At 65.5% G+C, this 24,989-nt stretch carries 20 protein-coding genes; 12 read left to right on the top strand and 8 right to left on the bottom strand.

The genetic code is table 11. The features are described from left to right. Positions 1–44: 44 nt before the first annotated feature. Together mhpT and NGJ21_RS15220 are read right to left on the bottom strand one after the other, a co-directional pair. Positions 45–1,250, bottom strand: a complete 1,206-nt coding sequence (gene mhpT, locus NGJ21_RS15225) for a 3-(3-hydroxy-phenyl)propionate transporter MhpT (protein ID WP_046785637.1) — start codon at positions 1,248–1,250, stop codon at positions 45–47. 36 nt (positions 1,251–1,286) lie between these two features. Beyond that, positions 1,287–2,678 carry an alginate export family protein gene (locus NGJ21_RS15220; RefSeq protein ID WP_174141736.1) on the bottom strand — a complete coding sequence of 464 codons (1,392 nt, stop codon included), beginning with the start codon at positions 2,676–2,678 and terminating at the stop codon, positions 1,287–1,289. A gap of 248 nt (positions 2,679–2,926) precedes the next feature. Between NGJ21_RS15220 and NGJ21_RS15215 the strand changes: the two genes are divergently transcribed. Further along, complete coding sequence (locus NGJ21_RS15215) at positions 2,927–4,597, top strand: arylsulfatase (protein WP_251962331.1); 1,671 nt, start codon at positions 2,927–2,929, stop codon at positions 4,595–4,597. After that, positions 4,594–5,604, top strand: a complete 1,011-nt coding sequence (locus NGJ21_RS15210) for a formylglycine-generating enzyme family protein (protein WP_251962330.1) — start codon at positions 4,594–4,596, stop codon at positions 5,602–5,604. Before NGJ21_RS15215 ends, NGJ21_RS15210 begins: the two co-directional genes overlap by 4 nt. Here the strand turns inward: NGJ21_RS15210 and NGJ21_RS15205 are convergent. The 5 genes from NGJ21_RS15205 to NGJ21_RS15185 all read right to left on the bottom strand — a co-directional run bounded on the left by NGJ21_RS15205 (position 5,585) and on the right by NGJ21_RS15185 (position 12,891). Further along, on the bottom strand, positions 5,585–7,324 hold the full coding sequence (locus tag NGJ21_RS15205; RefSeq protein WP_251962329.1) for an acyl-CoA dehydrogenase family protein: 1,740 nt from the start codon (positions 7,322–7,324) through the stop codon (positions 5,585–5,587). The genes NGJ21_RS15210 and NGJ21_RS15205 overlap by 20 nt on opposite strands. 14 nt (positions 7,325–7,338) lie before the next feature. Next, positions 7,339–8,580: a thiolase family protein gene (locus tag NGJ21_RS15200; RefSeq protein ID WP_237860495.1), complete on the bottom strand. Its 1,242-nt coding sequence runs from the start codon at positions 8,578–8,580 to the stop codon at positions 7,339–7,341. Further along, positions 8,577–10,460, bottom strand: coding sequence for a feruloyl-CoA synthase (locus NGJ21_RS15195; protein WP_251962328.1), 1,884 nt, complete (start codon positions 10,458–10,460; stop codon positions 8,577–8,579). Before NGJ21_RS15195 ends, NGJ21_RS15200 begins: the two co-directional genes overlap by 4 nt. Before the next feature lie 76 nt (positions 10,461–10,536). Then, on the bottom strand, positions 10,537–11,985 hold the full coding sequence (locus NGJ21_RS15190) for an aldehyde dehydrogenase (protein WP_174141728.1): 1,449 nt from the start codon (positions 11,983–11,985) through the stop codon (positions 10,537–10,539). 75 nt (positions 11,986–12,060) lie between these two features. Continuing rightward, positions 12,061–12,891 carry a p-hydroxycinnamoyl CoA hydratase/lyase gene (locus NGJ21_RS15185; protein ID WP_039604652.1) on the bottom strand — a complete coding sequence of 277 codons (831 nt, stop codon included), beginning with the start codon at positions 12,889–12,891 and terminating at the stop codon, positions 12,061–12,063. 199 nt (positions 12,892–13,090) lie between these two features. Here NGJ21_RS15185 and NGJ21_RS15180 point away from each other — a divergent pair, with 199 nt between their 5' ends. From NGJ21_RS15180 to NGJ21_RS15170, 3 genes are all read left to right on the top strand, one after another. Beyond that, the gene (locus tag NGJ21_RS15180; protein ID WP_046785644.1) at positions 13,091–13,561 is read left to right on the top strand and encodes a MarR family winged helix-turn-helix transcriptional regulator; all 471 of its coding nucleotides are present in this window, start codon (positions 13,091–13,093) and stop codon (positions 13,559–13,561) included. 148 nt (positions 13,562–13,709) lie between these two features. After that, positions 13,710–14,777 (top strand): Rieske 2Fe-2S domain-containing protein, encoded by a 1,068-nt coding sequence (locus NGJ21_RS15175; protein WP_174141726.1) that lies wholly within the window; start codon positions 13,710–13,712, stop codon positions 14,775–14,777. A 12-nt stretch (positions 14,778–14,789) separates the two neighbouring features. Further along, the gene (locus NGJ21_RS15170) at positions 14,790–15,740 is read left to right on the top strand and encodes a PDR/VanB family oxidoreductase (protein WP_174141725.1); all 951 of its coding nucleotides are present in this window, start codon (positions 14,790–14,792) and stop codon (positions 15,738–15,740) included. A gap of 6 nt (positions 15,741–15,746) precedes the next feature. Here NGJ21_RS15170 and NGJ21_RS15165 read toward each other — a convergent pair whose 3' ends face one another. After that, the gene (locus NGJ21_RS15165; protein WP_174141723.1) at positions 15,747–16,460 is read right to left on the bottom strand and encodes a GntR family transcriptional regulator; all 714 of its coding nucleotides are present in this window, start codon (positions 16,458–16,460) and stop codon (positions 15,747–15,749) included. A gap of 122 nt (positions 16,461–16,582) precedes the next feature. On the opposite strand from NGJ21_RS15165, the gene NGJ21_RS15160 reads away from it, so the two are divergent. The 7 genes from NGJ21_RS15160 (at position 16,583) to xylB (ending at position 24,959) form a co-directional block, all read left to right on the top strand. Further along, positions 16,583–17,488, top strand: coding sequence for an AraC family transcriptional regulator (locus NGJ21_RS15160; protein ID WP_115275205.1), 906 nt, complete (start codon positions 16,583–16,585; stop codon positions 17,486–17,488). A 142-nt stretch (positions 17,489–17,630) separates the two neighbouring features. Further along, entirely contained in the window at positions 17,631–18,941 is a 1,311-nt protein-coding gene (locus NGJ21_RS15155; RefSeq protein ID WP_115275206.1) for an ABC transporter substrate-binding protein, read from the top strand. A gap of 80 nt (positions 18,942–19,021) precedes the next feature. Beyond that, positions 19,022–19,945, top strand: coding sequence for a carbohydrate ABC transporter permease (locus NGJ21_RS15150; RefSeq protein ID WP_046785650.1), 924 nt, complete (start codon positions 19,022–19,024; stop codon positions 19,943–19,945). Positions 19,946–19,955: 10 nt separating this feature from the next. After that, a complete protein-coding gene (locus tag NGJ21_RS15145) occupies positions 19,956–20,789 on the top strand; it encodes a carbohydrate ABC transporter permease (protein ID WP_012313928.1) in 834 nt (277 codons plus the stop codon). A 64-nt stretch (positions 20,790–20,853) separates the two neighbouring features. Continuing rightward, positions 20,854–21,966: an ABC transporter ATP-binding protein gene (locus tag NGJ21_RS15140; RefSeq protein ID WP_115275208.1), complete on the top strand. Its 1,113-nt coding sequence runs from the start codon at positions 20,854–20,856 to the stop codon at positions 21,964–21,966. Between the two features lie 11 nt (positions 21,967–21,977). Next, positions 21,978–23,453, top strand: a complete 1,476-nt coding sequence (locus tag NGJ21_RS15135) for a mannitol dehydrogenase family protein (protein WP_251962327.1) — start codon at positions 21,978–21,980, stop codon at positions 23,451–23,453. A 15-nt stretch (positions 23,454–23,468) separates the two neighbouring features. Then, positions 23,469–24,959, top strand: a complete 1,491-nt coding sequence (gene xylB / locus NGJ21_RS15130) for a xylulokinase (RefSeq protein ID WP_251962326.1) — start codon at positions 23,469–23,471, stop codon at positions 24,957–24,959. Positions 24,960–24,989: the final 30 nt, after the last annotated feature.

Here is a 24,989-nt window from a genome sequence, read left to right as displayed (position 1 = left end):
AGGGTCACCGAACTGCCTGGCACCTTGAACCGCCTGCAGGCAGCTTACTGCGGTTGGCGGTTACGTTTGGCCAGCAATGCCCGTGCGGCCACAGCAGCCACCACCAGGCCTGGTGAAGCCGCCAGTAGCACCCCGCCTACGCCCGTCCCTGCGGCCAGGATCTGCCCCGCCGCCAACGGCCCGGCCATCGAACCCAAGCGCCCGATGGCAACCGAAGCGCCCACCCCAGTGGCCCGCACCTGGGTCGAATACAGGGTCGGCGCCAGTGCGTACAGCACCAGTTGGCCGCCGATGGCGCAGTAGCCGGCAATGAACCCGGCCACCAGCATGAAGGCAAAGCTCGTCGACAGGCCCAACCCCGCCAGCGCCGCCAGCATGCCGATGTACGCAATGAACACTGCGCGGCGGGCGTGGCCCTTGTCCATCATCCGCCCGGTCAGGAACGAGCCCGCCGCACCGCCGAGGTTGAACAGGATCTGCACCGTGCCTGCCTGTGGGCGGCTGAAACCTTGCCCGATCAACAACGACGGCAACCAGTTGAGCAGCATGTACAACACGGTCAGGGTAAAGAAGCACGCCACCCACAGCAGCAGGGTGCGGCTTGCATGCCCCGGCCCGAACAGCTGGGCCAGCATGCCTTGGCCGGCAACCTTCTCACCGGTTTGAGCACGAAACGCCTGGGACTCTTTCAGCCATACCACCAGCACCAGGGCGATGACGATCGGTGCGATACCACCCACGTAGAACACCACACGCCAGTCTTCGCCCAACGGCGCCATGCCGATGATCGAAGCGATGGCGCCGCCCAGGGGCACGCCACAATACGTGATGCTCACGGCGGTGCTGCGCAGCCGCTCGGGCGCCGCTTCACTGGCCAGGGCGATCAGGATGGGCAACGCGGCGCCCAGGCCCAGGCCCGTCATCAGTCGAGCGACCAGCAGCGAGGCGTAGCTGTCGGCCAGGGCGGTACCGAGCGAAAAGCCGCCGAACAACAGCACCGCCACGATGAGGATGTTCTTGCGGCCCAGCCGGTCGGCAAGCCAACCGCCGATGAATGCACCGGGCAGCAACCCCAGCAGCCCTGCACTGAACACCCAGCCAAGCATCGCCGGCGTCAGCGCGAACGCCTTGGCCATGTGCGGTGCGGCGATGCCGGTAGCCTGAAGGTCGAGGCCTTCGAGCAATGCCACGAGAAAACACAGGCCGATGGTAAGCACCGGCTTGCTTGAAGAAGGGGATGAATCACGCATGGGTAAGCCCTTTTGTTGTTATGCGTTGGGTTAGGATCAAAGCCTGAACGTGGCACGTAACGAGATGAACGAAGAATCTTCCCCTCCGGCGTCCTTGATGGCGGAACTGACGTCGTAGTACTTCAGGTCGACGTCCAGGGTCAGGTTGGGTGTTGCCAGCCAACGGGTGTTGGCACGGTAGATGGTGCCCACATGGCGCCCGGTGCCACGGGTATTGGCCAACATACTCATGCCGGGCATGTACACACCGTCTTCTGCACGCTGCTTCCACACTTCGAAGACGCCCGGTTCGAAGCGCAAGGTACGCCAAGGTGAAAAGCCGAACGTCGGCCCCACCACGATGATGTTGCTCAAGGTGGTCAGGCTGGCCTCACCATAAACGCCGTTGCGCGGGAACAGCGGGTCGAAGGTGTTGACCTTGCCATCGCCCAGCTCGCGGTCACCGCTGGCGGCGTCGATGCGCATGCCCAGCCGGGGCTGCCAGGCGTGCGCGAAGGTGTAGCCGGTATCGCTGGACAGCGCCCAGGCACGAATCGAGGCATTGCCCAGGTGCCCGGTCTGCCCGGCCAGGTTCCAGCTCCAGTCCAGCGCCTGCTGGCGGCCAAACACCCGCGTGCCAAAGGTATAGCGTTGCTCGTCGCCCGCTTCACCGGCCAGGCTGCGGTCATCGGTTTCAAGGCCGAAGGCGAACAGGTCGATGTTCCAGGCCGCCGTCAGCGGCAAGGTGCCATACAGGCCATAGAACTTGACTGCATTGTTGCTGCCATCGTCCCAGCTGTCCTCGCCGGTCTTGAGCGGCCGAAACGCGAAGGCGTCGAGCTTGCGGCCGTCCTTGAGGTTGAGGCTGGCGCGCACGCCGTCGAAGCTCAGGCGGATGTTGGGCGAGTCCCGGTAGGTGACCCAAGCCTGGTCGCCAAGCCCCATCTCCTGGCGGCCGATGCGGGTGGTGTAACGCCCCTGGGCAAAATCATGGTTGAAATCGACGAAGGCCTGGCGCACTTCATTGCGGCTTTCATCATTTGGGGAGTACAGGTCCTTGTCGAACGCCCGGGTGTTCTCCACCTGGACGAAGGTGCGCACAGCATCATCGAACAGATGCAGGTCGGCGTGCGCCTGCAAGCGCTGCATCAAATAGGAGTCGTCGTTCAACCCGCGCAAGCCGAAAAAAGGCTTGTTGAATACATCGGCCCGGTAACGGGCTTCGGCCCCCAGCTGCAGCCAGGCCGACTCGGACAAGCGATGGTAGCGCACCCCATCGAACGGGTCGCTGGCCTTGGCCGGGGTATCCAGGAACCGATAGTCCTCGACCCAGCGAGGCGCGCCGGGCCGGCCTGGCCGGCTCTGTTCAAGTGGACTGGCCGCCTGCACGCATTGGCCTATCGAAAGCAGTACAACGGGCACCCACCACCGGTTCAACGGCCTGGTCATCAGAATTTCCCTTTACTTGTTTTTATGAAATTGGATAACTCTGTTAACGATTATTTTTGTTAACCATCTTGCCGTCAATAGGGTGATTGAAACTACCTGATATCAGGCAGATCCAGCGTTCGTTTATCGAACGTTTTTTTCACAGGCGCCTGCGCAGCCGTAGAAATGGCCGTTACCATGGACGTTGCGGGCTCTCTACCTTGCGGGCACGCCGCCACGACTCTAATCAAAACAAAAAGAGCATCCTCATGAACTGCCTCAAACCTCTTGCCGCTCTCGGCTTGCTCATGCTCGGCGCAAGCCAGGCCATGGCCACGCCAACCGTTAAACAACCAAACATTCTGCTGATTGTTGCTGACGACCTCGGCTTCTCGGACCTGTCGGCCCTGGGCAGCGAAATCCAGACGCCCAACCTGGACAAACTGCTGACCGACGGCCGCCTGATGCTGGACTTCCATGCCGCGCCAAGCTGCTCCCCTACCCGCGCCATGCTGATGTCTGGCAACGACCCGCACTTGGCCGGGCTGGGCATGATGGCCGAAGCACGCAAGCGCTTGCCGGCCGGCGCTCAGGTGCGCGCCGGTTACGAAGGGGTCCTGGGCAGCAATGTCGCCACCCTGGCAGAACTGCTGCACGATGCTGGCTATCGCACCTACATCTCCGGCAAATGGCACCTGGGCATGCAGCCCGCGCAGCAGCCCCAGAACCGTGGTTTCGACCAGGCCTACGTGCTGCTCGAAGGGGGCGCTGCGCATTTCAAGCAGGCCAACATGGCGCTGCAGCCCAACTACAGCTCGACCTTCCGCCACAATGGCGAGCCCATCGAACTGCCCGCCGACTTTTACTCCACGACCTGGTTCACCGACCGCCTCATCGCCGCCATCGACGACGGCAAGGCCAGCAACAAACCCTTCTTTGCCTTTGCCGCCTACACCGCGCCGCACTGGCCCTTGCAGGCGCCGGATGAATACCTGGCGCAATACCGCGGCCGCTACGACCAAGGCTATGAGGTGATTGCCCGCGAGCGCCTGGCGCGTCAGCGCAAGGCCGGGCTGGTGCCAGCGGACTTCCCGCTGGAGCCGCAACTGGAGGGCGTACCGGGCTGGGCATCGCTGACAAAACAGCAGCAACAGCAATCGGCGCGCACCATGGAGGTCTACGCGGCCATGGTGGCGGCCCTGGATGCCGAGGTCGGGCGCCTGGTCGATCACCTGCGCAAAACCGGTGAACTGGACAACACACTGGTGCTGTTCATGTCCGACAACGGGCCGGAAAATGCCACCCGCGTCGACCCCAACTGGATCAAGGAAAACTTCGATACCCGCCTGGCCAACTACGGGCGGCGTGATTCGTTCCTGATGATCGGCTCGGCCTGGGCCCAGGTCAGCGCCCTGCCCAGCCGCCGCTACAAGATGACCACCTACCAGGGCGGCATCCGCGTGCCCGCCTTCGTTTACCACCCGGCCACCATCAAGGCCGGGCGCAGCGATGAACTGGCCAGTGTCAGGGACATCATGCCGACGCTGCTGCAACTGGCCGGCGCGCCGATGCCCGGCATCAACTACCGCGACCGCGCCATCGTTCCGCCGCAGGGCACCTCGGCGCTGGACTACCTGCAAGGCAAGGACACCCGGATCCACGCCCATGACGAGGCCCTGGGCTGGGAAATCAACGGCAGCGCCTCGTTGCGCAAAGGGCCGATGAAACTGCTGTGGGATGCCACCGATGGCACCCCGGCCTGGCACCTGTACGACCTGAGCAACGACCCTGGCGAGCACCATGACATCGCAGCCGCACACCCCCAGCAGGTGAGCGACCTGCTGCGCGACTGGAAGGCCTATGCCCAACGCAGCAATATCGCCATCGACGCTGACGGGCGCCCGGCAAGCCCCGCCATGCCCCTGGCCAGCAAGCCATGATTGCCCGGGTAGCCGGTTGCGCGTTGGTCGCCGCCGGCTTACTCGCCGTGGCCTACGGCGCCTGGCCACAAGCCCCGGCGCCGGTACTGCTGTGCGAGGGCTACAGCGGCTTGCCCGCCAGGCACGATGGCATGGTGCGCTTGCCGGGTGGCGTGTTCACCTTCGGTTCAGACCGTTTCTATGATGAAGAAGGCCCGCCACACGCGGCAAAGGTGTCGGGCTTCTGGGTCGACCGGCACCCGGTCACCAACGCCCAGTTCGCCCGGTTCGTGGCAGTTACCGGTTACCTTACACAGGCCGAACGGGGCATCAGCGCCGAGGTGGACCCCACCCTGCCCGACACGCTGCGCGTGCCGGGCGCGATGGTGTTCCAGCAAGGGCCGAACGTGCTCGCCCCCGGCTGGCAGTTTGTGCCGGGGGCCAGCTGGCGACACCCGCAGGGCCCTGGCAGTGACCTGGCAGGGCTTGAAAACCACCCGGTGGTGCAAGTGACACTGGAAGATGCCCAGGCCTACGCGCGCTGGGCTGGCCGTGCCCTGCCCAGCGAAGCGCAACTGGAATACGCCATGCGTGGCGGGCTGGAAGATGCCGACTTCAGTTGGGGCACCACTGAACTGCCCAAGGGCAAGCTGATGGCCAACACCTGGCAGGGCCAGTTCCCCTACAACAACATGGCCGCTGACGGCTTCACCGGTACCTCACCGGTAGGGTGCTTCCCGGCCAACCGGTTCGGCGTGTTCGATGCGGGGGGCAATGTCTGGGAGCTGACCCGCACGGGTTATCGCCCGGGCCACGATGCGCAACGCGACGCGGCCTTGGACCCGCCCGGCCCCGCCTTGAGCGAAAGCTACGACCCCGCCGAGCCGGGCATACCGGTGGCGGTGATCAAAGGCGGCTCGCACCTGTGCTCGGCAGACCTGTGCATGCGTTACCGGCCCTCGGCGCGCCAGCCTCAGCCGGCCTTTATCGCGACCTCGCACGTGGGGTTCAGAACGGTTCGCCAATGAACGGCAATGGGCAGGCGGCCGCCTCGACGGCTGCCACCTGCCGGTCGAAGTCTGGCAGCAGATAGTTGAAAAAGAAGGTGGCGCTTTCGTGCTTCTCGCGCCGTAGCGACGCATCGGCCGGCAACGCCTCGAGGCAGCGAACGGTGCGGGCCCAGGCAAAGGCCTGCAGTGCCGTGGCGCACAACTGCAGGAACGCCCCGGCCGCGCGGTAGGGGTATTCCGGGCCGTGCGCAGCACTACGCTCGACCTCGGCAACCACCCCTTGCAACCGGTCGCAGACCGTACCGAGCGCCTCGGCAGCGCCGCCCTGGCCGGCCCCGGCCTCGGCACGCATCTCGCCCAGCAGCAGGGCAAAGCCTTCACCGCCATCGCCCAGCACTTTGCGCAACAACAGGTCGTTGGCCTGAATTTCGTTGGTGCCTTCGTAGATCATCGCAATCCGGCTGTCGCGCAGCACCTGCTCGATGGGGAATTCGCAGGTGTAGCCATAGCCGCCAAACACCTGCAGCGCTTTGCTCGACAGGCTGAAACCATAGTCGGTGAACGCCGCCTTGATGATCGGCGTCAGCAACACCGCCAGTGTCGACGCTTTGGCACGCTGGGCAGGGTCATTAGAGGCGTCGGCCACATCCAGCCAGTGCGCCGTCCAGTATCCCAGGCTGCGCATGCCTTCGGTGCGCACCCGCAACTCCAGTAGCGTCAGGCGCATGGCGGGGTGCAGGTGGATGGGGTCGGCAGCGGCGCCCGGCGAATGCCCGGGGGCGCGCATCTGGCGACGCTCCAGTGCGTAGTCACGGGCCAGTTGCCAAGCCGCTTCGGCGTGCCCCAACCCTTGCAGGCCGACGTGCAACCTGGCGGAATTCATCATCACGAACATGGCCGCCAGGCCACCGTGCGCCTGCCCCACCAGCCAGCCCTTGGCCCCCTCGAAGCGCAGCGCACAGGTGGCGCTGCCGCGAATGCCCAGTTTGTGCTCAAGGCCATCGCACTGCACCCCGTTGCCCACACCGCCCTCCAACCCGTTGGGCACCAGCAGCAATGACAGCCCACGGCTGCCTGCCGGTGCATCGGGCAAACGCGCCAGCACCAGGTGCAGGATGTCGCGGGTCAGGTCGTGGTCGCCCCCGGAAATGAACAGCTTGTTGCCGGTGACCGCGTAGCTGCCGTCGCCCAGCGGTTCGGCACGACAGCGCAGCAAGGCAAGGTCACTGCCGGCCTGCGGCTCGGTCAGGCACATGGTGGGCAGGCTTGCGCCGCTGACAATGCCGGGCAGGTAACGCGCCTGCAATGGGTCGCTGCCATGGGCCTTAAGGCACAGGTAGGCGCCATGGGCGATGCCGGTGTACATGGCCCAGCCATGGTTGCTGGCAAAGAGCATTTCCTGAACCGCGGCATCCAGCACCAACGGCAGCCCCTGGCCGCCGCACCGGGGCTCACAGGCCAGCGCCGGCCAGCCGCCGTCCACGTAGGCGCGATAGGCCGCCGCAAAGCCGTCCGGTGTGCGCACCCTGCCCTGCTCCAGGCGGCAGCCCTGGCGGTCGCCCGGTGCATTCAACGGCGCCAGTACCTGTTCGCTGAAGCGGGCAGCCTCCTGCAGCACCTGCACGGCCAGCTCGAGATCAACGTCTGCGTAGGCCGGCAGCTGCTGCCAGGCCTGCTCGGCCCTCAACCAGTGCTCCAGCACGAATTGCATGTCCTGCAGGGGAGCCTTCCAAGCCATGGGAGTCCTCGGAATCAAGCCGCGAAGTGGGGGTTTTCGATCAGCACCGCCATGCCTTGGCCGCCGCCGATGCAGGCCGCAGCGATGCCATAACGCAGGTTGCCCTGGCGCAACTGACGGGCCAGGGTGTGCACCAGGCGCAGGCCGGTGGCAGCCAAGGGGTGGCCCAGGGCGATGGCACCGCCATGCACGTTGAGTTTTTCCACATCCAGTTGCAGCGCTTGGGCCACTGCCAGTACCTGGGCGGCTTGCGCTTCGTTGATTTCGAAGCGGTCGATCTGCTCCAGGCGCAGGCCACTGCGTTCGAGCAGCAAGGCAATGGCCGGGGCCGGCCCAATGCCCATGGTGCTGGGGGGCACGCCCACGGCCGTGGCCATCAGCAAGCGTGCCAACGGTGGCTGGGTGCACGCGGAAAAACGCGTCACCAACGCCGCCGCCGCGCCATCGACCACTGCACAACTGTTGCCGGCGGTTTGCACGCCACCGGCGTGCACCGCACGCAGGCGGGCCAGCGCTGTGGCATCGGTCGGCCGCGGGTGGCTGTCGTGGCTGACGTGGGCCACGCCGCGTGGCAGTTCGATGCCACGTGGCAGGCAGCCTTCAGCACTGAAAGCCTCTGCCGTGACCTCGACGATTTCCTCGTCGAACCAGCCCTGCTGCTGGGCTTGCAGCGCACGCTGATGGCTGCGCAGCGCCCAGGCATCCACGGTCTCTCGGCCAAGGCCATGCGCGCGTGCCAGGTTTTCTGCGGTACCGATCATGTCCACCCCGGCAGCCGGGTCGTACAGCGCCTCCCAGAGAAAATCCTTGAACCCTACCGGCGCGCCAAGGCGAAAGCCGCCACGGTGTTCATACGCCGCGATCGGGTTGCGCGACATCGACTCGGCGCCCACGCACAGCACCTGCTGCACACCACTGCGCAACTGCTCCCCGGCCTGGCGCAGCAGCTCGAGACCGGTGCCGCAGATGCGCTGCACTGCCAGCGCGGGCACGGCTTGCGGCACCCCGCAGTACAGCCCGACATGGCGCGGCAGCAGGTACGCATCGAAACTGGCCTGGGCCATGCTGCCGGCCAGCACGCTGTCCACCGCCTGCGGGCTGATGCCGGCGCGCGCCAGCACCGCCCGCCCGGCCTTGATGCCCAGGTCGATCGGTGAAACCGCGGCGAGCGCACCGCCGAGGTCGACCCACGGCGTGCGCACCATCTGCACGATGGCCACATCGTCGAACACAGTGCACAGCCCGGCGCTGCTCACGGGCGCGCCTGCGCGGGCAGCACGGTTGGGTCTTCGCCACGGTACAGCGCCTCTACCTTGTCAGCCCGGCGCTGCAACACCGCACGCTGGTTGATCGAGCCTTTGTCGGTGATCTCCCCGGCGTCGATCGATGGCGGCTCTACCAGCAGTGACAACCATTCGATCCGGCTGGCGTTGCCCTGGGCGTCACGGTTCAGGCGCTCCAGCCAAGCGGCGAACCAGCTGCGCACCGCGCCGCTGCCGAGCACTTCGGCATCGCTGGCCGCAGCCGGTAGCCCGGCCAGTTGCCGGCATTCGGGCAGACGCGGGAACACCAGGATGCCCAGGCATTCGCGGTCCGGCGCAGCCACCACGATGTCCTGCACATAGGGTGAGCCTTCGAGCACCGCACGGTTACGCAGCGGCCCGACACTGACGAACACCCCCGACGACAACTTGAAGTCTTCGGCAATACGCCCATCGAACATCAGGCCCTGTTCGGGCTGCTGCGCATCGGCGAGCTTCAAGGCATCGCCCGAGCAGTAAAAGCCCTCGTCATCGAACGCCTCGGCCGTTTGCTGCGGCGAACGCCAGTAGCCGGGCATGATGTGCGGGCCGCGAAAGCGCGCCTCCAGCTTGCCGTCCAGCGGCACCAGCTTCACTTCGCACCCCGGTGCCGGCAAGCCCACGTAGCCTGCCAGCGACAATGGCCCGGTGGTGAACGTGCAGGATGGCGCCGCTTCGGTCATGCCAAGGCCAGCCATCATGCGGATACGCTCGCCACAGTGCTGCTCGGCAATGCGGTCCAGGCGGTCCCACACGCTTTGTGAAAGCCCGGCTGCGGCGAAGAAGAACAGCTTCATGCGGGCAAAGAACACTTCACGCAACTGTGCGTCCTGCTCCAGCGCCTTGACCAGTTCTTCCCAGCCCTTGGGCACGGTCAGGTAGGCTGTGGGGGAAATCTCGCGCAGGTTGCGCAAGGTTTCGCCGAAGCCTTGCGGGGTGGGCTTGCCGGCGTCCAGGTAGAAGCTGCCGCCGTTGTACAGCACGATGCCCAGGTTGTGGCTGCCGCCGAAGGTGTGGTTCCACGGCAGCCAGTCCACCAGCACCGGCGGCTCTTCTGCGAACACCGGGAAGGTCTGCAACAGCATCTGCTGGTTGGCGCACAGCATGCGTTGGGTGGTGACGACCGCCTTGGGCAGCTTGGTGGAGCCGGAGGTGAAGAGGAACTTGGCGATGGTGTCGGGCCCGGTGGCGGCAAACGCCGCATCGGCTGGTGCAAGGTCGCCCGGCTGCAGCAGGCTGTCGAAGCTCAGGTGCCGGCGGCCGGCGGCCTGGCCGCGCACGCTCACCACCGCCACCGATGGGTCCAGCACGGCGTCGAAGGCACGCTGGAACGGCTGGGTGTCGGTGGCGAACACCAACCCCGGCGTCAGTACCTCGCACACATGCCGCAGCTTGGCAAAGTCCTGGGACAGTAGCGCGTAGGCCGGCGACACCGGGCAATACGGGATGCCGGCGTACATGGCGCCCAAGGCGATCTGCAGGTGCTCGATATCGTTGCCGGAAAAAAGCGCCAGCGGCCGCTCGGCGCTCAGGCCAAAGCCCAGCAGGTTGGCGGCGATGGTACGTATCTGCACGAGCATCTGCGCGTAGGTGATTGTGCGCCAGGCACCGTCGGGCTGACGCGCGGCAATGAAGGTGGTGTCCGGGCGCTGTGCGGCCCAGTGCAGCAGCCGGTCAAGCAGGCGCGCCGGCAGCGGCGCCAGGGGCTCGACGGCCTGCATGCGCAGGATGCCGTCGGCCTCGCTGAACTGCACCTGGGGATGCCCGATGGACACCTGCCGGTAGCGCGGGCTTTGACCAGGGGCGGTCGCCCCTGTGCGGGCTTGGTTATTCACGCAGGTTGCTCCTTGTTATTGTTGTACAGCCTGCCGCCGCCCGGCGGTGCGGGCGGCGGCCGATGGTGCGCGTTGCCTAGATGGGGTAATGCCTGGGGCCATGCTGGAGGGTGACCCAGCGCAGCTGGGTGAATTGATCGATGGCGGTGCGGCTGCCGAAGCTGCCGTAGCCGCTGGCCTTGACCCCACCGAAGGGCATCTGCGCCTCGTCATGCACGGTCGGGCCGTTGATGTGGCAGATACCCGACTCCACACGCTGGGCCAAGGCCAGCGCACGGCTGGTGTCGCGGCTGAAGATGGCCGACGACAAACCGAACTCGGAGTCGTTGGCCAGCGTCAGCAAGGCTTCATCGCCCTCGGCGCGCAGCACCACTGCCACCGGCCCGAAGGACTCTTCGTGGTACAGGCGCATGCTTGCGTCGACGTTGTCCAACAGGGTGGGCTGCAAAATGCTGCCGTCCAGCTGGCCGCCGCATACCAGGCGTGCGCCCTTGGCCACGGCATCGTCGATCAGCGCCTTGATGCGCTCGCCGGCCGCACCGCTGACCAGCGAACCGAGCACCGACGTGCTCACCTGCGGGTCACCTGCGCGCAGCCCGCCGACCTTGGCCGCCAGCTTGTCGACGAAGGTGTCGGCGATGCGGTTGTCGACCACCAGGCGCTCGGTGGACATGCAGATCTGGCCCTGGTTGAAGTAGGCCCCAAACGCTGCAGCTTCGACGGCGGCGTCCAGGTCGGCGTCATCGAGCACCAACAGCGGCGCCTTGCCGCCCAGTTCGAGCAAGGCAGGTTTCAGGTGCCGTGCAGCCAGCTCGCCGACAATGCGCCCCACCTGGGTGGAGCCGGTGAAATTGACGCGGCGCACCGCAGGGTTGGCGATCAGCCGCTCGACGATGGCGGGCGCATCGGCCGGGTCATTGCTGATCACATTGACCACGCCATCGCCCAAGCCTGCATCGTGGAGCACCTGGCCGATCAATCGGTGCACCGCCGGGCTGACCTCGGAGGCCTTGAGCACTACGGTGTTGCCACAGGCCAGCGGCATGGCGATGGCCCGCGTGGCGAGGATCACCGGGGCGTTCCACGGCGCGATGCCCAGCACCACACCGCACGGGGCGCGCAGGGCCATGGCGAAGCTGCCGGGCACATCCGAGGGGATGACCTCACCGGTAATCTGCGTGGTCATGGCCGCAGCTTCGCGCAGCATGTTGGCGGCCAGCTTCACGTTGAAGCCATACCAGTTGGCCATGGCCCCGGTTTCGCCGGCCGCGGCGATGAACTCGGCAGCCCGCGCCTGCAGCAGGTCGGCGCCGGCCAGCAAGCGGCTGCGCCGCTCACCGGGCGCCAGCGCGGCCCAGGCCGGGAACGCTGCGCTGGCGGCGGCCACCGCGGCATCGGCATCGGCCAGCGTGGCGGCAGCGGCTTGCGACACCACCTCACCGGTGACCGGGTTGCAACGCTGGAAGGTTCGTCCATCGCTGGCGGGGCGCGACTGCCCGCCAATCAGCAAAGGCACCTGCAACATGCTCATCCCTCTTGTTGTGGTTGTAGAGAAATATCCGCAGGCTGTGGCCAGTGGCGGCACAGCCCGCCCCGGCCCTCAGCGTTTGTAAGCCTGCAGGCCCGGCTTGATGGACTTGTCGTCGAGGAACTGCTTCATGCCCTGCTCGCGACCGCCCTCGGTGTCCAGCAGGCGGGACTGGTCGAGTTTGGCGTAGAGGTAGTCTTCGTTCTGCTCCCAGGTCAGTTCGCGGCAACGCTTGAAGCCGTTCTTGGCTGCACGCAGCACCACTGGGTTCTTCTCCAGCAGGTTCAGCGCCAGCTCGCGGGTCGTCTCGCGCAGCTGGGCCAGCGGTACGCTCTCGTTGACCAGGCCCATCTCGGCGGCTTTGGTACCGCCGAAGGTCTTGCCGGTCATGATGTAGTACAGCGACTGGCGATGGCCAACGGTATCGGCCATCGCCTTGCTGACCAGGTTGCCGGGCGGGATGCCCCAGTTGATTTCCGACAGGCCGAAGGTGGCCTCGTCGGCGCAGATGGCCAGGTCGCAGGCCACCAGCGGGCTGAAACCGCCGCCGAAGCACCAGCCGTTGACCATGGCGATGGTCGGCTTGGCGTACATGCGCAGCAGCTTCCATTGCCATTGCGAGGCTTCACGGCGGATTTTTTCCTGAAGGATTTCGGGGCCGGCGTCGACCTCGCGGAAGTATTCCTTGAGGTCCATACCTGCAGTCCACGACTCACCGGCCCCGGTCAGCACCAGCACGCCGGCGTCGGCGTCCTGCTCCAGGGTTTCCAGCACGTCGACCATTTCCCGGTTCAGGGTGGGGCTCATGGCATTGCGTTTTTCCGGGCGGTTGAGGGTTACCCAGGCGATGCCCGACTCCAGTTCGACCTTCACGGTGGTCCAGCGGCCTTCGTATTTGCTCATGGTTCTGCACTCTTGTTGTTCGAGGTGGTGACCATCAAACTAATCCGGCAAATTAGTTATGTCAATTAACTATTATGAAAATTATCTTTGCCTTCCAGCCGGTTGAGAAGCTTTTTAGCCTGAGCTTCACTAGCCGGATTGAGCCAGCGCAGGCAAACTGGGTAACTTTCTTACTCATGACACAGGAGCATGCAATCCGATGGCAAGGTCTGCCCGAACCGACGACACCGCTTCCCTGCCCACGCCCCCTGGCGACACGGTCCTTGAGGACCTGCTCGGTTACGCGTTGCGCCGCGCCCAGCTGAAGCTGTTCCAGCACCTGATCAGCCGGCTGGCGGCCTACGACCTGCGCCCGGCGCAGTTCTCTGCGCTGGCGATCATCGAGCAGAACCCGGGCCTGATGCAGGCGGACCTGGCGCGCGCCTTGGCGATCGAGCCGCCGCAGGTGGTGCCGCTGCTGAACAAACTGGAAGAGCGTGCGCTGGCCGTGCGAGTGCGGTGCAAGCCGGACAAGCGCTCTTACGGGATTTTCTTGAGCAAGTCGGGCGAAGCGATGCTCAAGGAGCTCAAACAGATCGCCAGCGACAGCGATCGGGAGGCTACTGGCAGCCTTGAAGAAGCCGAGCGCACAGAACTGCTGCGGCTGCTGACGAAAATTTACAAGGAATAGGGCCATTCATCCCCAATCCGCCAAATGGATCCATTAAGCGTACGATAATCGCACAGCCTCCAATTTTTGTTGGGATTAACCATTGACCAGCCTTTCAGCTCAGGCCTTAATGGATCCATTAAATAACAACAACAATTGGAGGTCCTTCATGTACCCGAAAAACACCTGGTACGTCGCCTGCACCCCTGACGAAATCGCCGAGAAACCCTTGGGCCGGCAGATTTGCGGGGAAAAGATCGTGTTTTACCGCGCCAACGAAAACCGCGTCGCCGCCGTAGAAGACTTTTGCCCGCACCGCGGCGCGCCCTTGTCGCTGGGCTTTGTCGAAAACGGCAACCTGGTGTGCGGCTACCACGGGCTGGTCATGGGCTGTGATGGCAAAGCCGTCGCCATGCCTGGCCAACGGGTGCGGGGCTTCCCCTGCAACAAGGCCTTCGCCGTGGTCGAGCGCCATGGCTTCATCTGGGTCTGGCCCGGTGACCAAACCCAGGCTGACCCGGCCCTGATCCCGCACCTGCCGTGGGCGGCCAGCGACGAATGGGCCTATGGCGGCGGGTTGTTCCACATCGGTTGCGATTACCGCCTGATGATCGACAACCTCATGGACCTCACCCATGAAACCTATGTGCACGCCTCCAGCATCGGCCAGAAGGAAATCGACGAGGCGCCCCCCGCCACCACGGTGAGCGGCGACGAAGTGGTCACCGCCCGGCACATGGAAAACATCATGCCGCCGCCCTTCTGGCGCATGGCCCTGCGCGGCAACGGCCTGGCCGATGACGTGCCGGTGGACCGCTGGCAGATCTGCCGCTTCACCCCGCCCAGCCATGTACTGATCGAGGTGGGCGTGGCCCATGCAGGCCACGGCGGCTACCACGCCCCGGCCGAGCACAAGGCCTCGAGCATCGTGGTCGATTTCATCACCCCCGAGAGCGACACCTCGATCTGGTACTTCTGGGGCATGGCGCGCAATTTTGCCGCCCACGATCAGGCCCTGACCGCGAGCATCCGCGAAGGCCAGGGCAAGATTTTCAGCGAAGACCTGGAAATGCTCGAACGCCAGCAGCAGAACCTGCTCGCCTACCCCGAGCGCAACCTGCTCAAGCTCAACATCGACGCCGGCGGCGTACAGGCGCGCAAGGTGCTGGAGCGGCTGATCGCCAAAGAGCACGCGCCCAAACCGCACGTGATCGCCACCCACACCACCCCCGCCTGAGGAGCCCGCGCCATGATCGATGCCGTAGTGGTATCCCGCAACGACGAAGCCCAGGGCATCTGCAGCTTCGAGCTGGCGGCCGCCGATGGCAGCCCACTGCCGCCCTTCAGCGCCGGCGCGCACATCGATGTGCACCTGCCGGACGGGCTGGTGCGCCAGTATTCCCTGTGCAACCACCCAGCAGAACGCCACCGCTACCTGATCGGCGTGCTCAACGACCCCGCCTCACGCGGCGGTTCGCGCAGCCTTCACCAGCAGGTGCAGGCTGGCCACCGCCTGCGCATCAGCGCCCCACGCAACCTGTTCCCGCTGGCCCAGGGCGCCCGGCGCAGCCTGTTGTTCGCCGGTGGCATCGGGATCACGCCCCTGCTGTGCATGGCGGAGCAACTGGCCTGCAACGGCGACGATTTCGAATTGCACTACTGCGCCCGCTCCAGCGACCGCGCAGCCTTTGTCGAGCGCCTGCGCGCCGCACCCTTCGCTGACCGCCTGTTCGTACATTTTGACGAGCAGCCGGAGACCGCCCTGGACATCGCCCAAGTGCTGGGCAGCCCGCAGGGCGATGTGCACCTTTACGTGTGCGGGCCTGGCGGCTTCATGCAGCACGTGCTGGACACTGCCAAGCAGCTGGGGTGGCAGCAGGCCAACCTGCACCGCGAGTACTTCGCCGCAGCGCCGGTTGCAAACAGCGACGGCGGCAGCTTCTCGGTGCAGGTAGGCAGCACCGGCCAAGTGTTCGAGGTGCCGGCCGACCAGAGCGTGGTGCAGGTGCTGGAACGCCACGGCATCGAGATCGCCGTCTCCTGTGAACAGGGTATTTGCGGCACCTGCCTGACGCGTGTGCTGCAGGGCACGCCAGAGCACCGCGACCTGTTCCTCACCGAGCAGGAACAGGCCCTGAACGATCAGTTCACGCCGTGCTGTTCGCGGGCGAAGACGCCCCTGCTGGTACTGGACCTGTAAAACGCCTCAGGACGAGGGCAGGATCACCTTCATGCCCTCGTCCGCCGTGGCCGCGCCAAAGGTTTCGGCATAGCGCAACGTGGCATTGGCATGTTCGCGCATGATCGCCTCGGCGCGGGCACCCTGGCCGTGGGTGAGCGCATCGAACACCGCATGGTGCTGCATGTGCGCGAAGTTGAAGCGCCGGAATTCACGGGCGAGGTCGTGACGGTCCACCGCCAGCGCAGTGACCGAAGCGAACGGCAAGTGGTCGTTGCGCGCCAGGGCATCGGCGATGGCCGGGTTGTGGCTGGCCTCGACGATCACCTGGTGAAAGCGCATGTTCAGGTCGTGATAGGCGTGCAAGTCTTCTTCGGTCACATACCCCTTGTCGAACAACAGGTCGCCTTCGACCAGGCAGCGCTGCAGCGCCTCGCGCGCCGCGGGCAGCAGGCCGCGCTCAGCGGCCTGGCGGGCAGCCAGGCCTTCGAGCACACCGCGCACCTCCACCGCGCCGGCAATGTCGTCGGCGCTGACCGAACGCACCTGGAAGCCACGGCCGCCGCAACGCACCAGCAGGCCCTCCTGCTCCAGGGTACGAAACGCCATGCGTACGGGCATGCGTGAGACGCCGAAACGTTCGGCGGTAGGCACTTCCATCAGCCGCGCGCCAGCCGCCAGTTCGCCCGAGGCGATCATCTTGCGCAACGCGATCAGCACCATTTGACCGGGCTTGCTCATCCAGGGAGGTTCCAGAGACAGAAGCGCCAATCATAGCGCAAGCGCGGGCGCGCTTGGCGGCCTGTGACACCTGCCCTGTTCAGGCTACGATGGTACTTCGTCCTTCGGAGCCCAGCAGCGCCATGCCCAGAACGAGCAAAGTCAGCGACCCGTCCTACGAGTTGATGGACGATCACGAGGGCGACTCTCTGATCTACCGCCAGCATGGCTTTCCCAGCCCGCTGGTGCGCTGGCATTTCCACAAGGAATACGAACTGCACCTGATCGTGGCCAGCGCCGGCAAAGTGTTCATCGGCGACTACATCGGCAGCTTCGCGCCGAACACGCTTTTCCTCACAGGGCCCAACCTGCCGCACAACTGGATCAGCCAGGCCGGCCCTGGGGAGGTATTCAGCCAGCGCGACATGCTGGTCAATTTCACGGACGAGGTGCTGCACAGCGGCAGCCGGGCATTTTCTGAACTGCACCAACTCAGCCCGTTGCTGGCCCGCGCACACTACGGCATCGAGTTCCGTGACCCCACGCTGATCGCCGAGAGCCGCCAATTGTTGCAACGCATCGCGCACAGCCGCGGCATGACCCGCCTTGGATACTTTTTTATCCTCATGGAACAGCTGGCCGGCTGCGAGGACTACCAGTTGTTGTCCACAGTCACCTCCTCGCATTTGGCTGACGAGCACAACGTCGAGCGCATCAACCGGGCGGTGAACTACATCTTCCAGCACTACGCCCAGGACTTGACCCAGAACGAAGTGGCCGAGCACCTGGGCATGACCCCCACCTACTTCTCACGCTTCTTCAAACAGGCGGCCGGGCGCGGTTTTGTCGAGTTCGTCAACCGCCTGCGGGTCAGCAAGGCCTGCGAACTGCTGGCCAAAAGCGACCTGCCGGTGACCGGGGTGTGCTTCGAATCAGGCTTCAGCAACCTGTCCAATTTCAACCGGCGCTTTCAACAGCTCAAAGGCATGACCCCCTCCGACTATCGCAGCCTGGTGATCCAGCGGCTGACCGAGCAGAACCATCACTGAGCGCAACAACTGCAAAAAAGTATCAGCCAGCGTGCAGCCCAAGCTTTGTCGGCAGCGCCACGCGGGGGTGTAATCAGCGCCAGCGACACAAAAATAATAACGTCTTCCGTGCCGTCAGCCGGCCCGGTAAGGGAGTTCATAGATGAACGACGCGATCAAGGCCTGCCTGGCCGCTGCCTGCCTCAGCCTGCCGCTAATGGCCCAGGGCGCCGAAACGCTGACCATCGCCACGGTCAACAACAACGACATGATCCGCATGCAGCGCCTGGCCAAGGTGTTCGAAGAGCAGCACCCGGACATCAGGCTCAAGTGGGTCGTGCTTGAAGAGAACGTGCTGCGCCAGCGCCTGACTACCGACATCGCCACCCAGGGCGGGCAGTTCGACGTACTGACCATCGGCATGTACGAAGCCGCGCTGTGGGGCGCCAAAGGCTGGCTGGAGCCGATGAAGGACCTGCCGGCCGATTACAACCTCGACGACGTGTTCCCGTCTGTGCGCAATGGCTTGTCGGCCAACGGCACGCTGTACGCCCTGCCCTTCTACGCCGAGGCCTCGATCACCTACTACCGCAAGGACCTGTTCCAGAACGCTGGGCTGAGCATGCCCGAGCAACCGACCTGGACCCAGCTGGGTGAATTTGCCGCCAAACTCCACCACCCCGACCAGGGCCAGTACGGCATCTGCCTGCGCGGCAAGGCCGGCTGGGGCGAGAACATGGCGCTGATCGGCACCGTGGCCAATGCCTTTGGCGCACGCTGGTTCAACGAACAGTGGCAGCCGGAATTCACCGGCAGCGCGTGGAAGAACGCGCTGAACTTCTACGTCGACACCTTGAAGCAGTACGGCCCGCCAGGCGCGTCGAGCAACGGCTTCAACGAAAACCTGGCACTGTTCAACAGCGGCAAGTGCGCGATGTGGGTCGATGCCAGCGTTGCCGGCTCGTTCGTCACCGACAAGACCCAGAGCAAGGTCGCCGACCAGGTCGGCTTCACCTTTGCGCCAAAAGAGGTCACCGACAAGGGCGCCTCGTGGCTGTATTCCTGGGCGCTGGCCATCCCCAGCAGCTCCAAGGCCAAGGACGCGGCGAAGGCCTTCAGCACCTGGGCCACGTCTGAAGCCTACGGCAAACTGGTGGCCGACAAGGAAGGCGTGGCCAACGTGCCACCAGGCACCCGCGCCTCTACCTACAGCGACGCCTACCTGGCCGCAGCGCCGTTCGCCAAGGTGACGCTGGAGTCGCTCAAGCGCGTTGACCCCAACCACCCCACGCTCAAGCCCGTGCCGTACGTGGGTATTCAGTTGGTGACCATCCCCGAGTTCCAGGCCATTGGGACGCAGGTCGGCAAGCTGTTCTCCGCCGCCCTGACCGGGCAGATGAAGGTCGACCAGGTGCTTGCCGCCGCCCAGCAGTCCACCGAACGCGAGATGAAGCGCGCCGGTTATCCCAAGTAGCCCACCCGTGGCCTGAGCCGCGCCAACGCCTGGCGCGGTGACGGCCGCCGTCCGCCCTTTTCGCTGCACACGGAGTCGCCATGGACACTTCGGCCCTCGATACCCCGACCCTCGCCACCGCACGCCCCGGCAAACGCCGCGTCGGGCCGGGCTGGTTCCTGGTCAGCCCTTCGGTGGCGCTGCTGCTGTTGTGGATGGTCGTACCCTTGGGCATGACCCTGTATTTTTCGCTGATCCGCTACAACCTGCTGTACCCGGGCGAAAATGCGTACGTAGGCCTGGAGAACTTCGCGTACTTCGTCACCGACCCAGGCTTCATGCCCGGCGCCCTGAACACCCTGACCCTGGTCGGCAGCGTGCTGGCGATCAGCGTGGTGTTCGGCGTGCTCATCGCGGCGCTGCTGGAGGCCGGCGAGTTCTGGGGGCGCGGCGTGGTACGGGTGCTGCTGATTTCACCGTTCTTCATCATGCCCACGGTCAGCGCGCTGCTGTGGAAGAACCTGATATTGCACCCGGTGTCGGGCATTCTCGCGGCCGTGTGGCGGCTGTTCGGCGCGCAGCCGGTGGACTGGCTGGCGCACTACCCGCTGCTGTCGATCATCCTGATCGTCTCCTGGCAGTGGCTACCGTTCGCCATCCTGATCCTGATGACCGCCATGCAGTCGCAGGACCTGGAACAGAAAGAAGCCGCGCGCCTGGACGGCGCCGGTCCGCTGGCGATCTTCTGGCACCTGACCCTGCCGCACCTGGCCCGCCCGATTGCCGTGGTGGTGATGATCGAGACCATCTTCCTGCTGTCGGTGTTCGCCGAAATCTTCACCACCACCAGCGGCGGCCCGGGCTATGCGTCCACCAACCTCGCCTACCTGATCTACAACCAGGCGCTGCTGCAGTTCGACGTCGGCATGGCCTCGGCCGGCGGCCTGATCGCCGTGCTGATCGCCAACATCGCCGCCATCGTGCTGATACGGATGATCGGCAAGAACCTGACCGAGCGCCGCTGAGGAGCCCGCCATGCTGCCACTCAAGCAAACCCGCCGCCTGCGCGACGCATTGATCGGCCTGCTGTGCTGGGGCATCGCCCTGGTGATCTTCTTCCCGATCTTCTGGATGCTGCTGACCAGCTTCAAGACCGAGCTCGACGCCTTCGCCACACCGCCACAGTTCATCTTCGCGCCAACGCTGGAGAACTACCTGCACATCAACGAGCGCAGCGACTACTTCGCCTACGCCTGGAATTCGGTGCTGATCGCCTTCTCGGCGACCGCGCTGTGCATGCTTGTCGCTGTGCCGGCGGCCTACTCCATGGCCTTTTTCGAAACCCGCCATACCAAGCGCACGCTGCTGTGGATGCTGTCGACCAAGATGTTGCCACCGGTGGGCGTGCTGATGCCGATCTACCTGCTGGCCAAACAGTTCGGCCTGCTCGACTCGCGCCTGGCGCTGATCATCGTCTACACCCTGATCAACCTGCCGATCGTGGTGTGGATGGTGTACACCTACTTCAAGGACATCCCGGTGGACATCCTTGAAGCCGCGCGCCTGGACGGTGCCGGCACCTGGCAGGAAATCGTCCGCGTGTTGCTGCCGATCGCTCGCGGCGGGCTGGCCTCGACCGTGCTGCTGTCGTTGATCCTGTGCTGGAACGAGGCGTTCTGGTCGCTCAACCTGACCTCTTCGGCTGCCGCCCCACTGACCGCGCTGGTGGCTTCCTACTCAAGCCCGGAGGGGCTGTTCTGGGCCAAGCTCTCGGCCGTCTCGACCCTGGCCTGCGCGCCCATCCTGATTTTCGGCTGGATCAGCCAGAAGCAGCTGGTGCGCGGCCTTTCGTTCGGCGCCGTGAAATGAACCGCCCCCCACACGACACCTGCTCAATCACCCCTATTGCGGGCCGCCGCAGAGGACATTCGCCATGGCTGACCTGAAGATCCGCAACCTGCACAAAGGCTTCGATGGCCACGCCATCATCAAGGGCATCGACCTGGAGGTGCGCGACCGTGAGTTCGTGGTGTTCGTCGGCCCGTCCGGGTGTGGCAAGTCGACACTGCTGCGGCTGATCGCCGGCCTTGAGGAGGTCAGCGGCGGCCACATTACCCTGGACGGCGTCGACATCACTGACACCGCCCCGGCCAAACGCGACCTGGCCATGGTGTTCCAGACCTACGCGCTCTACCCGCACATGACCGTACGCAAGAACCTGTCGTTCGCCCTGGACCTGGCCGGCGTGGACAAGCGTGAGGTGCAGGCCAAAGTCGACAACGCCGCGCGCATCCTAGAACTGCAACCGCTGCTTGAACGCAAACCCCGCCAACTGTCTGGTGGCCAGCGCCAGCGGGTGGCGATCGGCCGGGCGATCGTGCGCAACCCAAAGATTTTCCTGTTCGACGAGCCGCTTTCGAACCTTGACGCCGCCCTGCGCGTGCAGATGCGCCTGGAGCTTGCGCGCCTGCACCAGGAGCTGGCTGCAACCATGATCTACGTGACCCACGACCAGGTCGAAGCGATGACCCTGGCCGACAAGGTGGTGGTGCTCAACGGCGGGCGCATCGAGCAGGTCGGCTCGCCGCTGGAGCTGTACCACCACCCGGCCAACCTGTTCGTCGCAGGCTTTCTCGGCACCCCGAAAATGGGCTTTTTGCGCGGCCACGTGAGCCACAGCCAGGGCACCTCGTGCGAGGTCACCCTTGAATGCGGTGCCCGTGTCAGCCTGGCACTGTGCACAGACGGCCTGCCCGCTGGCAGCCCCGTGACGCTGGGCATCCGCCCGGAGCACCTGAACATCGCCAGCGCCGGGCACGGCACACCCGGCTTGCTGCAGGTGACCGCCGACGTCAGTGAGCGCCTGGGCAGTGACAGCTACTGCCATGTACGTGCCGGCTCCGGGGAAATGCTCACCGTACGGGTGCGCGGCGACTTTGCGCCGGCCTTCGGCGAGCCCCTGGAACTGACCTTCGACCCGGGCCACTGCCACCTGTTCGACAGCAACGGCCAGGCCTTGGACAAACGCCTGCAGCAAGCGGCCTGAGGACACACACGATGAAACTCGACCCGCACCACCTCGACCTGCTGGCGCCCACGGTCGCCCGCCCTTCCTACGCGCCCTCGCAGCTGCGCCAGGGCATTGTGCACATTGGCGTAGGTGGGTTTCACCGTGCCCATCAGGCGGCCTACACCGACGCCCTGATGAACCGCGGCGAAGGCCTGGACTGGGCCATCTGCGGCGCCGGCCTGCGCAGCGAAGACAGCGCCATGCGCGACGCCCTGGCGGCGCAGGGTTACCTGTACACCCTGTTCGTGCTGGACGACCAACCCGACACCGAAGTGCGGGTGATCGGTGCCCTCAATGACATGCTCTTGGCCGAGGACGATGCCCAAGCGCTGCTGGCCAAACTGGCCGAGCCCGGCGTCCGCATCGTCTCGCTGACCATCACCGAAGGCGGCTACTGCATCGACGACAGCACCGGCGAGTTTCGCGCCGACCTGGCGCAGGTCCGGCACGATCTGGCCAACCCGCAGGCCCCGCAAGGCGTGTTCGGCTTTCTCTGCGAAGCCCTGCGGCGGCGCCGCGAGGCCGGCGTGGGGCCGTTCACGGTGATGTCCTGCGACAACCTTCCGCACAATGGCGCGGTCGCGCGCAAGGCCCTGCTGGCCTTTGCCCGGTTGCTCGACCCGGACCTGGCCCACTGGATAGGCGAGCACGTGAGCTTCCCCAACGCCATGGTCGACCGCATCACGCCAATGACCAGCAGCGACCACCGCCAACGACTGTTCGAGCGCCACGGCGTCGAGGATGCCTGGCCGGTGGTGTGCGAGCCGTTCCTGCAGTGGGTGGTGGAAGACAAATTCGTAGCCGGGCGCCCGGCGTGGGAAAAGGTCGGTGTGCAGTTCACCGACGACGTCACGCCCTATGAAGAAATGAAAATCAAGCTGCTCAACGGCAGCCACCTGGCACTGACCTACCTGGGCTTCCTGCAGGGCTACCGCCTGGTCCACGAAACCCTTGCCGACCCACTGCTGCGCCGCTACATGCGCACGTTCATGGACCTGGACGTGACCCCGCAACTTGCCCCGGCGCCGGGCATCGACCTGGAACGCTACAAGGACAGCCTCACCGAGCGCTTCGCCAACCGCGCCATCGCCGACCAGCTGGAGCGGGTGTGCTCGGACGGCTCATCGAAGTTTCCCAAGTACATCGTCCCCACCGCCAACCAGCTGATTGCCGAGGGCCAGCCGCTGGACCGCGTGGCCCTGGTGGCAGCGGCCTGGGCCCTGTACCTGGGTGGGGTAGACGAACAGGGCAGCGCCTATGCCATCCCCGACCCACGCGCGGGCCAGTGCCAGGCACGGGTAGTGCAGCGTGACGGGCTGGCTGCCCGGGTGCTGGGCGACGAAACGATATTTGGCACGGTCATCCCCGCCTCCGGTGCCTTCGTCAGCGCTTTCGAGCGCCTGTATGACAGCCTGTGTGAGGTTGGCGTGAGCGAGACGCTGCGCCGAGTGCTTGGCGACTGACCTGGAGCACACGCAATGGACGGACTGTTTCTCGGCATTGATTGCGGTACCCAAGGTACCAAGGCGCTGGTGCTGGACGCCGGCAGTGGCCGGGTGCTGGGCCTTGGTAGTGCCGCGCACGCGCCTGCACGGGGCCGCGACGGGCGCCGCGAGCAGGACCCGGCCGACTGGCTCGCCGCCCTGCACACGGCAGTCGCTGGCGCGCTGCATGAGGCCGGCGTCGATGGCCAGGCCATCCGTGCGCTGGCGGTATCCGGCCAGCAGCATGGCCTGGTGATGCTGGACGCCCAAGGCCAGGTACTGCGCCCGGCCAAGCTCTGGTGCGACACCGAAACCACGGCAGAAAACCAGGCACTGCTGAACGCGCTCGGCGGCCCGCAAGGCTCGATCGAACGCCTGGGGCTGGTGATTGCGCCGGGCTATACCGTATCCAAGCTGCTGTGGAGCAAACGGCACTTCCCCGACCTGTTCGCCCGCCTGGCCCATGTGCTGCTGCCCCACGATTACCTCAATTACTGGCTGACAGGCCGCGCCTGCAGCGAGCCGGGCGATGCGTCTGGCACCGGTTACTACAACGTGCACCACAACAGCTGGGCAACCGATGTGCTGCAACACATCGAACCGGGCGAGCGCCTGCTGGCGGCACTGCCCGAGCTGCTCGCCCCTGGCGACTGCGTCGGCCCGCTGCGCGAGCAGGCCGCCGCAGGCCTGGGGCTGAACCCTCACGCCTGGGTGGCCACCGGCGGCGGCGACAACATGCTCAGCGCCATCGGTACCGGCAATATCAGCCCTGGCATGATCACCCTCAGCCTGGGCACCTCGGGTACCCTGGCAGCTTACGCCGACCATGCCCAGTTCAACCCCAAGGGTGAGGTGGCGAACTTCTGCGCCTCCAGCGGTGGCTGGCTGCCCTTGGTCTGCACGATGAACCTGACCAACGCCTGCGCGCTGGTGCGTGACCTGCTGGAGCTTGACCTCACCCGCTTCACGGCCCTCGCCGCGCAAGCGCCGCTTGGCGCCGACGGCTTGTTGATGCTGCCGTTTTTCGATGGCGAACGCGTACCGGCGCTGCCCACTGCCAGCGCCAGCCTGCATGGCATGACCAGCGCCAACCTGACCCGCGCCAACCTGTGCCGGGCCGTACTCGAAGGCACTTGCTTCAGCCTGCGCTATGGCCTGGACCTGCTGCGCGCCAGCGGCCTGCAGGGCAGCGAAATCCGCCTGGTGGGCGGGGCGGCAAAAAGCGAGCTGTGGCGCCAGGTACTGGCCAATCTGCTCGGCCTGCCAGTGGTGTGCCCGCGCCAGACCGAAGCCGCCGCGCTGGGGGCGGCAATCCAGGCCGCCTGGAGCCTTGGCCGCCAACTGGGCCACGGCGACAGCCTGCAGGCCCTGTGCGAACGCTGCGTCGAGCTGGACGAAAGCACCCGCACCCTGCCCGGCCTGGCGCAACAGGCCGCCTACGGCGTGGCCTACAGACGCTACCTGGATCACCTGCCTGTGCTCTGATCGCGGTACTGTCCTTACTCTTTTCTGTTT

It is taken from the genome of Pseudomonas sp. Marseille-Q5299, assembly GCF_943737035.1.
GTDB lineage: Bacteria > Pseudomonadota > Gammaproteobacteria > Pseudomonadales > Pseudomonadaceae > Aquipseudomonas > Aquipseudomonas putida_E.
This window is presented reverse-complemented; position numbering and strand designations above follow the sequence as displayed.